The following is an 11,236-nucleotide window of genomic DNA, read 5'->3' on the forward strand; positions in this document are numbered from 1 at the left end:
GCTGGGTCAGGTGACGCCGGTGGAGTTCGAGGAAGCACGTTCACTGACCGACCTGGTCAGTGAAGAGGAAGTGTCTGCGCAAGCCGCGTGAGACAGATCAAGTGTCCACAACTTGCGGGGAACCTCAGGGGCGGGCCAACTGCGGTCGGTTCATTTATTGCACACGGACTAGATGCCGTCGTCTGTATTGGTGTCAGCTGCCTAGCATTGAACTCAGTTTTGCTCCGTGATCGGCCCTGAGCCGTATTCCACCTCGTAGAAAAACAACCCATCATCATTGCTGCTCAACAGCTGCACGACCGTGTGCAACAGTGAATGGCTTTGCTGCTTATCAAGGTATAGACAGCACTACCGAATATTCGGGACGGAGCTCCATTCCCCTGCACCGTCGGAGTTGCTGAAATGAACCTATGACTGAAAATTCGGGAGCCGGGCTACCCGCGCTGCAAGTTCATGGCTTACAGAAATCTTTTCCCAGCCCCGGAAACGAAGAGCCTGTGGCCATCCTGTCGGACGTATCAATGACTGTTCATTCTGGAACATTTATCGCAATTGTCGGGCCATCTGGCTCGGGGAAATCGACTCTCCTGCACTGCGCAAGCGGTCTCGAGGACACTGACGCCGGTGAGGTGGTCATCGCTGGCTCTGAGATTTCGAAGTTGAGCTACGAACGACGCGCGGTTCTACGTCGAGCCCACATCGGGTTTGTTTTTCAGGAGCACAACCTCGTTGACTCTCTGACCGCTCGCGACAACGTCCGGTTGCCATCAATATTGCGAAGACAACCGATGGGCCGAACCCAGGCCGATGAGAACCTTGACGAAGTGGGTCTCTCCCATCGGAAGAGCCATCGTCCTCACCAGCTTTCAGGAGGCGAACAACAAAGAACGGCCATCGCGAGAGTCATGGCTAACCACACTGAGATCGTCTTCGCCGATGAACCGACAGGATCGTTGGATCTGTCCGCTTCAGCGAAGGTTCTCCATTGGCTGCGCAGGACGGCCAGCGAAGGAGCCGCAGTCGTAATGGTGACCCACGACGTGCACGCCGCGGCACGTGCGGATCATGTATACGTCATGGAATCGGGACGTTTCAGATTCGACCTGCCTGGCGGTTCTCCGGAGCGAATCTCAGAATGCCTCCTTCAGATCAAGGAGCGTCCCCGTTGCTGAAATTCATGCTTTCAGATCTCCGATTCCACTTCCGACTCTGGCTGCCGGCGTTTGTATCGGCGGGTCTCGGAGCTGCGTGTGCCGGAGGTGTCATCATCGCGGTCTCCTCCGGGCTGCACACAGCTGAGCCTGCCCCCGTGAACGATGCGCTGGAAGGAGTTCGGGTTCTGGGAGGCACGGTTTCACTCCTGACGCTGACTGCAACGTCCGGGGTCGTTGGATCGACCGCTGGCTTCATTCTCAACAGTCAAGCGCAGAACCATGCGAGGTGGCTGTTCATCGGGTTCACCCCCAAACAATTGAAGCGAATGTTAAGAGTTGAGATTGCATGCCTCGTCCTGTTTGCCGCAGCAGCAGCGATTCCGTTGTCGTATGCAGCTGCGACAGTGGTTCTTTGGCAATGGGCAGCGATCGGCATTGTTTCTTCGGGTCAGTTGCCGGTGGTCGAATATTGGCAACCGTACGCAGTCCTTCTCCTCGTGGTGGTGGCCGCCGTCTGGGGAACATGGGGGCCCACCAGGAGAGCGTCGAAGCTTTCAGCAGCGACTGCTTTGCGCGAAGCACGTACGCACAGGCCTCATATAGCGTGGGTACGCTCAATTGTCGCAGTCATGCTGTTTGTCGGAGGTGCGGCAATTCTCTTGGCCGTGTCGTTATTGCCTTTGGGCGGTTCGGATGACCGGGCGGCTGGAGCCTTGTCAGGTCTGCTGCTTTTGATCGTTGCAACATTGCTTGTTCCGTTGTGGACGATTCGGCCCCTGCTTTGGGGATGGACGGCTCTCGTGTTCTCGCAGTCCGCCCCATGGTATCTTGCTCGCGAAGCTTGTCGCTTTGCTGCTTCACGCACTCTGGCAACAGTTGTGCCGTTTGCAATCGCGTCGTCGTTGCTGGCGGTACTTTATGGTGGAGGTGCCATCTCGGGCGGAGGCACCTCTCTCACTGAAATCGGCGTTCTGCTCGGGCCGACGGTAGTTGTCGCATGGGGCGGCGGAATCTGTATCATCGCGCTGATCGGTCAGTCCCGAGGCCGAGAGCGGCGACTTCTCATCGCTGCGGGTGCAAGTAAGAAATTGCTTCTGCAGACAGCCTGCCTTGAAGGCATCATCTACGCCATCACAGCTCTCCTGTATGGAGCATTGTTTCTTTCGGCCACGATTATCTTCTTGAGCAGCGTCAGCGACGTCACTCTCAGCTCTGCATTGTATGAGCTCCCGTGGGCGGCATTTCTTGCTATTTCTTTGGCGACTGCCGGATTGGTCATCGGTACCGCTCTTATCTCATTCCATCAGCCTGTACAAAATGAATGCGATGAAAAATCGCGGTCAACAAATACACAAGGAGAATATTCGTGAGTGTTCAAAACAACGTTAGTTTGCCGCTGCCGCCTGCTGCGGAGAGGACGACAATATTCGGGCTGGTTGCCATCGGTCTCGTGGTGGCTTTGAACGGCTGCGGGCCGCCCTCGACGGGGAAAGATTCTGATGCACAACGCGTCGAGTCTTTTGATTTCGACGAGACAGTTTTAGCAGTCGCCAACGACTACGCGGACGTGGAAGTGGACCACGGCAAGCCTGGATCAATCACAGTTCGAGAATATCGCACTGCGTTCGGAACTGCGCCGGATGATCCGGAATGGACGCTTGAACAGGGCACACTGGATTTGGGCAAACCGTGTGCATCAACGGTTGGTATCTGTCAGGTCAGTTATCGGATCACAGTGCCGAAAGGCACCGAGGTCGATCCATTGAAGACAGTCGGCAACGAAAGCTGATGACGCAGCAATTCGCTTTACGCATCGTCATGGAGCGATGCAGGGAAATCGCATTCGTTTAGGTTCGAAGCCAGCGGAGGATCGCTCGCACGCGACGGTTGTCCTCATCAGCATGTAGCCCCATCTTCTGGAATATGGATGCAATATGTTTACTCGTACCTTGAGCGGAAATGCTCAGCTGATCGCTTATCTGAGCATTCGATAGGCCACGAGACATGAACTCGATGACCTGGCGTTCTTTCTCAGTGAGGCGCCCGCCGGGGTATTCGTCCTGTTCATTGTGCATGGCTGCATGCAGAACCTCCGGGTCGATGACGAAGCCGCCACTGGCGACGACGTCGAGCGATTGAAGAAACTCGCGTACGTGACTCACTCGTTCTTTGAGCAGGTATCCGATCCCCCCTTGCGAAGCTTCATTCTGGACGAGTCTTCGTAGGTATGGCCCCCCGATATAGGCGGAGAGAAGAACGATGGGCAAGTCAGGGTGCTTCTCACGCAGCCGGACAGCTGCTTCCAGACCGTCGTCGGCATTTGTCGGCGGCATGCGCACGTCGCTGACTACGAGATCCGGAAGAGAACTCGTCTCAGCGTGCTCTCTCATCACGTTTTCCAATTCGGTGGCGTCGCAGACTTCGCCTGTGATCTCGTGCCCGGCGGAGGTCAGAATCTCTGACAGGCCCGCGCGTATGAGCGCGGCATCCTCAGCGATCACGATCCTCATGCTTCACGCTCATCACTGACGTGCAAGTTATGGCTCGGTTCGCCCGTCGTCGTTGAGAGCAAGGCGGGAGCAGTCGCTTCAATCCGAGTCCCTTTGCGCGGATCCGAGTAGATGTGGAGGTCTCCGTTCACACTCTGCATACGGTGTCGCAGACCGGCGAGGCCCGTACGTTTCTTCGTATCGATGTGTGCTGTTCCTCTGCCATTGTCAGACACAAGTAACCAGAGTCTGCCATTGAGGTGTCTGAGCCTGAGATAGGCCCGATCTGTGCCTGCATGTCTGGCTACATTGCTCAGCGCCTCAGAGGCTGCGAAGTATAGTGCGCTAGCTGTGGTGGAACAGATCTCGTCCGTTTTGCCGTCGACATCGATCTCGACAGCGACGGCGGACCTTTCACAGAGGCCCGTGATGGCGGCACTCAAACCCAGGTCTGAGAGTTCTTTTGGGTGCACACCGTGCACGATTTCTCGCAGTGATTGCAGCGATGTCTCGACTTGCCTGCGAGCTCGTAAGACAAGTTCATGCTCGTCACTCGTCGGCCCGAGACGGTAGTCGAGCAGTCCGAGGCTCATTGACAGTGCTAAGAGATCTTGCTGCACGCCGTCATGAAGATCCTGTTCAATCCGCTGTCGCTCAAGTTCGAACGCTGAGACGATCTCCTCCCGGTTGGACCGGACATCTCTGAGCTCGGAGACAAGCTGTGAGGTCGCTGGACGGCTCACTGCACGGACGATTGCGTCTCGCAGAAGAGACAGCCACACAGCTGAAGTGCCCATGAGCAACAGGACAACTGTGCAGATCAAAACTACAGAAGCCGCACCGGGCGCGTCCGAAACTTCCACAGGACCGAATACTGCACCGGTTCCCCGACTGACAAGAACTGGTGTGGCTATGAGAACCACCGATGCTATAAGCGCAACAGCGAACGTTGTGCTCGAAGCAAGGCCGATAAATGCCGACGCGAGAGTCAGAGGAACGTCTTGGGACCACAAAGGAAATGAGCGGACACGTACTGCTCCCCACGACATCCATGGAGTGCCGTTCGGCCTGATGCAGGGGACCGATTCTCCACATTCCCGTGCTCGGGCTCGCTCGAACTCAGCGATTCCGGCAGCTGCGAAAGGCAACAACGGAAAGAACACGATCGCCACGCACTCAAATGGCCAAAGCAAAACTGCGACGAACTCGCAGATGATCCGTCGAAACGGTCGCTCGAGCGATCGCTGGCCCGATGGACTTCCAACGTCTTTCGTGTCTCGCATGAAACCCCCAATACGCATTGGTGCCGTCGATTGAATGATCAGCTCGACTTGCTGAACAGAGTTCACACTTGCTGCACACTCTGCATAATCAGTGCGACAAGAGTTCACGGGCATCCTCGAATCTGAGCTTCCCGTAAGACTGGGCGATGTCCTGAATGTACCCAAGGGACTGACTGAAGTACCACAGCGAACTGAACATCGCGCGAAATTGCATACTTTGGTCGCATAAGTCGACGCTAAAGGCCGATTCAGCAGCCAGTTGTGATGTCTAGGCTCGATGACATGAACACATCAATCATCAGATCAAGCGAGTACATTGCAGCCCTTCGCACGGAGCTCTCCGACGCCGGGCCGGCGAAGCGCGCGGCTGCGTTGATCAATCAACGGGCACTCTTTCCCCATCGAGGCAAAGCGATCTTGACTGCCCCTCAACTAGAGCTCACAAGTTGGGACACCAAAGGTTCAATCACCCTCTCTCCGACATCGGTTCGGAGAGTCACTCGCCAATTTGACAAGCATTATGGTGCCTTCATCGGCGGCGCCTCGGCCAAATGGGGAGCTCCGGTCATTCTCGAACTCAAAGACGGAACCGTAATGTATATCCTATTCAACCACCGGGCATTTCTCGAGAAGACGGACAACCCTGACTGGGAAGACGCACTTCTGGAGTGGCAGTTGTGATTCAAACCCATCACCTCACCAAACACTATGGCGATGCCACTGTCGTCGATGACCTTTCGTTTACTGTCCCCAACGGCTCCATCACCGGGTTTCTTGGGCCGAATGGGGCCGGAAAGTCGACCACCATGAGAATGATCTTGGGTCTTGATCGTCCCAGTGATGGTGTTGCGCTCGTCGACGGCGAGAAGTTTCCTGACCTTCGGGCTCCCTCACGCACTGTCGGTGCGATGCTTGAGTCTGGCAGCCGACAACCTCACTTGACTGCCCGTGCTTATCTGGCCTGGCAGGCGCGAGCTGCTCGACTTTCAAAGTCGCGGATCGATGACGTGCTCGATCAGACTGGGTTGGGAGAGGTGGCCCGGAAACAGGTTCGCGACTTCTCCCTTGGAATGCGCCAACGTCTGGGAATCGCGTCCGCCCTACTCGGCGATCCCACGCATCTGATTCTCGATGAGCCGATCAACGGACTCGACCCCCAAGGCGTGCTGTGGGCCAGATCGCTCTTCAAGGAGCTGGCGAACGAAGGTCGTACGGTGTTCATCTCCAGCCACCTGCTATCGGAAATGGAGACAGTGGCTGATCGAATCATTGTCATCGGTCAAGGGCGCTTGATAGTGGAGTCCACGATGGCCGACCTTCATCAGCATGCACGATCGAGTCATACCGTCGCAGTCTCTCCCGAGCCCGACGAGCTTGTGCGTCTTCTCGAAAGGTCCGACGCAAGCGTGGAGCGGGATAACACCGACAAGAGTGGTAGAACGCTGACCATCCGCAACCTTTCGGCAGCACAAGTCGGCGAGATTGTTGCGGACAGCGGACTCCCACTTCATCACCTGGCTCAGGTACAGACAACGTTGGAGCAAGCATTTATGGATCTGACCGCAGGCGCACTCGAGTATGAAGGCACGGAAAACGATCCGACGCTGGCCTCCGTGGCGGCGACTGCACGAATGGGTGGTTGAGGTGACCACCGCAGACCCAATCCAGATAGAGAGCGCCCGTCCACGGTTGCGTGATTGCCTGCTGGGCGAAATTGTCAAGATCCTGAGCGCCAAGTCCACGAGTGTGACGATTGCGCTCTCGATAGGGGTGGCAGTGTTCGTCACTGTGCTCATCACCGTGTTCAACGACGGCAGCGCAAATCCGCTGTCGTTGAGCTTGATCGGTCCCTTCCTTGGAACATGGCTTCTGGTTGTATTGGCAGCAAATGTCGTGGCGACAGAATACTCAACGGGCATGATCCAGCAATCACTTGCAGTGACACCTCGTCGCGGGCGATTGATCGCTTCGAAGCTGCTGTTCGTGGCGGCGATCAGTCTGCTGAGCGGCCTCGTTCTTTCCTTCTTGTGCTACGCAGTCGGTCAGCTGATTCTCTCGGGAACCGACCGTCCAAGCATTGGTTTGGGCGATGTCAGCACTGTCCGAGCTGTCACAGTCACTGGCGTGTTCACACTCATTTACCCTTTGATCGCTGCGAGCCTGGCCTTCGTCACGCGCCATGCAACGGGGGCCGTTCTACTCACACTCTTGATTGCTTTCTTCCCAATGGTGATGGCAGAACTCGGCTCGTCCACGTGGGCCGAGATCGCTGTGCGATTTGCGCCAGGGGGACCCATGGAAAGCCTGACTGGCCAAGCACAGCCTGGAACAGTCGGCTATATGGAGACTGGATCGGCCGTCGGTGTCACAATCGGCTGGCTCTCGATATTCGTTGCAGCGGCGTTTGCAAGTCAACTGCGGCGGGACGAGTAGAAGAAGTCGCCAACTCATTCGAGGCGATCGGGGGTCGCAGGTATTGGTGCCACACGGCATGCTGGTATGACTGACACATAGATCCGAGTCTGCAGGAGCGGCATATGGGGGATGAAACTTTCGACAAGTCTTGTCGCGAGACTCGTCAGCGTTGGCTGGACGCCGGTGCGATGGCGATTGCCGCCCTTATGGTGACCGTGTGGGTGATCGATCCCGAACCGGAGCCGAAATATGCCGGGCCTGGATACTATATCGTGAGCTACACGGTGGGTGTTCTGAGTATCATTGCACAGTGGTGGCGGCGGAAATACGGCATCATTCTGGCCATCACGCTCATTGTCGGCTCGATCGTCCTCCCGATATTGTCGGGGCCCAGCCTCATCGCATTGTTCTCTGTGGCAAGCCATCGGCGGTTGGTCCCAACCCTGTGGATCACGGTGTTGGCACTGATCAGTGCCCCCATGCAGATTCTCGTGGGAACACCTCTTGCCAAAGGTGACTTTTGGAAAGCCGCCATTCCGCTTGGCCTTGGGTCTCTGCTTGTCGTCGGGTGGGGAATGGCAATGCGGTCTCGACGTGAAGTTGTACGAGCACTTGGAGAGCGTGCGGAACAATTGGCTCGGGAGCGTGATCTCGTTGCTGATTGGGCTCGCCGTGTTGAACGAGAGGAGATCGCTCGGGATATGCATGACTCACTGGCACACCGACTGTCATTGATCAGCATGAGCGCAGGCGCGTTGAGCTTCAGAAGAGACCAGATTCCCTCGGACCTGGCCGAACTTGCGGCAACGCTGCAGAAGAATTCGAACGACGCGCTTGCCGAACTGCGAACTGTTGTCGGTGGAGTTCGTTTGGGAAGGGCCGCCGAAGTCCGCATTGACCGGGATTCTGCACGAGCGAGCATTCTCGAACTTGTCGAAGAATCGCGAGCTTCAGGCCAAGACGTTGAAGCTGAAGTCTCGCTAGCTCCAGGACTGCCCCCGAACATCGCACGTATTGCGTATCGAGCCGTTCAGGAGCTTCTGACAAATGCCCGTAAGCACAGTTCTGATCGTCTGCTCACCTTGGTGATCGCGGGGAACACCGAATCCGGTCTTTCGATTCGGTCGACAAACGCTGTGGGCACTGACAATGGTCGAGGCAGCTCGGGAGGGTTCGGTTTGATGGGTATGGCGGAACGTATCAAGGTCCATGACGGCTGGTTGACCGCAGGCCGGACGGTTGCGGATAAGTTCGAGGTGGAAGTGTGGTTGCCGTGGGAGGAGAAGTGACGAAGGGCAGAGAATCGGCCATCACCGTCGCTGTAGTCGATGATGACCCTTACGTACGGGCAGCGTTAACAGCTGTCCTGTCTCCAACTGATGGAGTGATCCTCTTCGGCTGCTTCTCCGACGGCCAGGAGATCGTCGATTCCGATCTCGAGGACGTCGACGTCGTCCTCATGGACATCCGCATGCCCCAGATGAACGGGATACAAGCGACTGAGTTGATCAAACGCAGACCTGCGTCGCCGGCAGTCATAATGCTCACGACGTTTCATCTCGACGAAGAAGTCACCGAAGCGCTTAGGGTTGGTGCAACCGGTTACCTGCTCAAAGATACGGAACCGGCAGAGCTGCTGGAGGCGATACGCAGCGCAGCACATGGACACACGTTGCTGTCGCCGTCAGTGTCTCGGCAGCTCATCGGCCTGGTGCATCTCAATTCCGACCGGCAGCAGATCGCGCAACAGCAACTGAAGCGACTGACTCCGCGAGAACTGGAAGTCGCACTCGCAATCAGCGACGGCAAAGCCAACGCTGATATTTCCCGGGAACTTTATATTTCTGTCCCGACCGTCAAGGCTCAAGTCAGCAGCATCTTCAACAAACTCGAGGTTTCTGGCAGGCTCCAGATTGCGTTGATCGTTCGAGACGCACAGATCAGGCGATGAAGATTGACTGATCATCCGTCAGCCACGTGTGAAAGACACAGACAGAGGGCCCACTCGAGGCCGCCGCTTTCGAAGCCCAGGTGCGCTGGCCAAGTTGATCGCCTGGTGAGCGAGGACCGTATTTCCGTCGTACTATTTCGGCGGATGGAGTTATGCCGCCAAGTTAGACTGCTTCTATGAATCGTGCTGAGGTCGACGTCATTGTCGTCGGGTCCGGTCCCAACGGTCTGTCGGCAGCGGTGACCATGGCGCGCGCCGGACTGAGCGTTCACGTGTACGAGGCGCAACCTACTATCGGCGGTGGGGCGAGAACTCTCGACTTAGGGATAGCTCCGGGCATCACTCACGATATATGTTCAGCCGGCCATCCCCTCGCACTGGCCAGCCCGTTCTTCGCAGAGTTCGACCTCCGTGCTCGCGGAGTCGAATTCTCCACCCCCGAAATCGCCTACGCTCAACCACTCGACGGAGGGCGCGCCGCGCTGGCCTACCACGATCTGAACAGGACGACTGATCATCTTGGCAAGGCCGGACCTGAGTGGCGACGCTTCTTCGCTCCGCTTTTGGACCGTGTCGACGATTCAATCTGGCTCTCCCTCAGCGACAAACGGTCTCTTCCTGAAACTCTTCGTGATATTCAGGGGCTCATCAGCATTGCGAGATTCGGAACGCGATTGCTGTCACAATCCGGGGGCCTGTGGAACATGCCTTTCACCAATGAGTCGACTCAGTCCCTGTTTACAGGAGTGTCTGCCCACACGATCGGCAAACTTCCCAGCATGGCCACTGCTGCAACTGCCACGATGCTGTCCATGCTGGCCCACTCAGTCGGATGGCCGGCACCAATAGGCGGATCGCAGGCGATCGTTGACAGCATGGTCGCGGACTTCGAAGAGCACGGCGGCGCCATAACGACGGAAGCGCGGATTCGACATGTTTCTGATATGCCGCATGCCCACGCTTATCTCCTTGACACTTCGGCCGCCGACGCGGCGAATATCTTCAGAGGAGTCTTGCCGCCGGGTGTCGACAAAGCGCTGCGGACTTTCAAACGCGGCAATGCTGCAGCCAAAGTTGACTTTGTTCTCAATGGTCCGGTCCCGTGGGCAGATCCCGAGGTCGGTCGAGCTGGAACTGTTCATGTTGGTGGAACTCGTGCTCAGATGGCTTTCGCTGAAGCAGAGGTCGCGCACGGTCGCATGCCCGAATATCCAGTGTGCTTGGTATCTGATCCGACTGTGTTCGATCCAGGACGGGAAGTCGGCGGTCTGCGTCCTCTGTGGACATACTGCCACGTGCCGTTTAACTGTTCAGTGGATCCAGCAGAAAGCATCATTGGGCAGATCGAACGATTCGCTCCCGGTTTCCGCGAAACCGTTGTCGACTACGTGTCGATACCTGCCTCGCAGATGGCTGACCACAATCAGAACTACGTTGGCGGCGACATCGCGACTGGTCTCGTGACTTTCTATCGGATGATGGCACGACCGCGTGTGGCTTGGGACGAGTACAATCTTGGTGCTCCTGGTGTGTTTTTGTGTTCGCAGGCCACGCCGCCTGCTCCTGGCGTGCACGGAATGAACGGATGGTACGCAGCTGTAAGGGCACTGCGTTCCCAGTTCGGGTTCTCTTCCGAGCCGAGTCTGGCGGCAACATAATCGCCGGAATCAACTCAACCTTTAGTCTTCCCAACTTCGTTATATCCAAATTCGGCCGATCGCACTTGGATGACCGATGGGGTAATGACGTCGGATGGCGCAAAGGCGACTCGCTCGTGCAGATCATCAGTGCTGAGGTCACGTCGGGCAAAGAGGCGAACTAGGGCGTGTCTCCTTTATTGACCATTCCAGGACTGGCACGGTGGAGACGTGACTACACAGCAACGACACCGAGTCTTCACTGATGAGCAGTGGGAGAAGATCGAACCACTTCTGCCCTCAAACG

Annotated in this window: 11 protein-coding genes; 9 read left to right on the forward strand and 2 right to left on the reverse strand. The window is 56.8% G+C overall.

The genetic code is table 11. From position 1 onward, the window contains the following. Positions 1 to 410 precede the first annotated feature (410 nt). The 3 genes from BSP239C_RS19850 (at position 411) to BSP239C_RS19860 (ending at position 2,943) form a co-directional block, all read left to right on the forward strand. Positions 411 to 1,172, forward strand: coding sequence for an ABC transporter ATP-binding protein (locus tag BSP239C_RS19850; protein WP_096162991.1), 762 nt, complete (start codon positions 411 to 413; stop codon positions 1,170 to 1,172). A gap of 137 nt (positions 1,173 to 1,309) precedes the next feature. Beyond that, entirely contained in the window at positions 1,310 to 2,524 is a 1,215-nt protein-coding gene (locus BSP239C_RS19855) for an FtsX-like permease family protein (RefSeq protein ID WP_167854160.1), read from the forward strand. Continuing rightward, complete coding sequence (locus BSP239C_RS19860) at positions 2,521 to 2,943, forward strand: hypothetical protein (RefSeq protein WP_096162993.1); 423 nt, start codon at positions 2,521 to 2,523, stop codon at positions 2,941 to 2,943. The genes BSP239C_RS19855 and BSP239C_RS19860 overlap by 4 nt, the downstream gene beginning before the upstream one ends. A gap of 58 nt (positions 2,944 to 3,001) precedes the next feature. Here the strand turns inward: BSP239C_RS19860 and BSP239C_RS19865 are convergent, their stop codons facing one another. Further along, the gene (locus BSP239C_RS19865; protein ID WP_096162994.1) at positions 3,002 to 3,664 is read right to left on the reverse strand and encodes a response regulator transcription factor; all 663 of its coding nucleotides are present in this window, start codon (positions 3,662 to 3,664) and stop codon (positions 3,002 to 3,004) included. Next, positions 3,661 to 5,040 (reverse strand): sensor histidine kinase, encoded by a 1,380-nt coding sequence (locus BSP239C_RS21495; protein WP_096162995.1) that lies wholly within the window; start codon positions 5,038 to 5,040, stop codon positions 3,661 to 3,663. Before BSP239C_RS21495 ends, BSP239C_RS19865 begins: the two co-directional genes overlap by 4 nt. Before the next feature lie 168 nt (positions 5,041 to 5,208). Here BSP239C_RS21495 and BSP239C_RS19875 point away from each other — a divergent pair, with 168 nt between their 5' ends. The 6 genes from BSP239C_RS19875 to BSP239C_RS19900 all read left to right on the forward strand — a co-directional run bounded on the left by BSP239C_RS19875 (position 5,209) and on the right by BSP239C_RS19900 (position 10,950). Beyond that, positions 5,209 to 5,607, forward strand: coding sequence for a hypothetical protein (locus BSP239C_RS19875; RefSeq protein WP_133066767.1), 399 nt, complete (start codon positions 5,209 to 5,211; stop codon positions 5,605 to 5,607). Beyond that, a complete protein-coding gene (locus BSP239C_RS19880) occupies positions 5,604 to 6,569 on the forward strand; it encodes an ABC transporter ATP-binding protein (protein ID WP_096163126.1) in 966 nt (321 codons plus the stop codon). The genes BSP239C_RS19875 and BSP239C_RS19880 overlap by 4 nt, the downstream gene beginning before the upstream one ends. A 1-nt stretch (position 6,570) precedes the next feature. After that, the gene (locus BSP239C_RS19885; protein ID WP_165771877.1) at positions 6,571 to 7,359 is read left to right on the forward strand and encodes an ABC transporter permease subunit; all 789 of its coding nucleotides are present in this window, start codon (positions 6,571 to 6,573) and stop codon (positions 7,357 to 7,359) included. Positions 7,360 to 7,463: 104 nt separating this feature from the next. After that, positions 7,464 to 8,630 carry a sensor histidine kinase gene (locus BSP239C_RS19890; protein ID WP_096163128.1) on the forward strand — a complete coding sequence of 389 codons (1,167 nt, stop codon included), beginning with the start codon at positions 7,464 to 7,466 and terminating at the stop codon, positions 8,628 to 8,630. After that, positions 8,627 to 9,292 carry a response regulator transcription factor gene (locus BSP239C_RS19895; protein WP_205677171.1) on the forward strand — a complete coding sequence of 222 codons (666 nt, stop codon included), beginning with the start codon at positions 8,627 to 8,629 and terminating at the stop codon, positions 9,290 to 9,292. The genes BSP239C_RS19890 and BSP239C_RS19895 overlap by 4 nt, the downstream gene beginning before the upstream one ends. 176 nt (positions 9,293 to 9,468) lie before the next feature. Next, entirely contained in the window at positions 9,469 to 10,950 is a 1,482-nt protein-coding gene (locus tag BSP239C_RS19900; RefSeq protein WP_096163129.1) for an NAD(P)/FAD-dependent oxidoreductase, read from the forward strand. The last annotated feature ends 286 nt before the right edge of the window (positions 10,951 to 11,236 follow it).

Origin of the sequence: Brevibacterium sp. 239c, from assembly GCF_900169365.1 — a bacterium.
GTDB lineage: Bacteria > Actinomycetota > Actinomycetes > Actinomycetales > Brevibacteriaceae > Brevibacterium.

Excerpts from the sequence above, each read along its gene's own strand:
- BSP239C_RS19850 (WP_096162991.1), top strand. The coding sequence starts at position 411 with ATGACTGAAAATTCGGGAGCCGGGCTACCCGCGCTGCAAGTTCATGGC.
- BSP239C_RS19865 (WP_096162994.1), bottom strand. The coding sequence starts at position 3,664 with ATGAGGATCGTGATCGCTGAGGATGCCGCGCTCATACGCGCGGGCCTG.
- BSP239C_RS21495 (WP_096162995.1), bottom strand. The coding sequence starts at position 5,040 with ATGCCCGTGAACTCTTGTCGCACTGATTATGCAGAGTGTGCAGCAAGT.
- BSP239C_RS19875 (WP_133066767.1), top strand. The coding sequence starts at position 5,209 with ATGAACACATCAATCATCAGATCAAGCGAGTACATTGCAGCCCTTCGC.
- BSP239C_RS19890 (WP_096163128.1), top strand. The coding sequence starts at position 7,464 with ATGGGGGATGAAACTTTCGACAAGTCTTGTCGCGAGACTCGTCAGCGT.
- BSP239C_RS19900 (WP_096163129.1), top strand. The coding sequence starts at position 9,469 with ATGAATCGTGCTGAGGTCGACGTCATTGTCGTCGGGTCCGGTCCCAAC.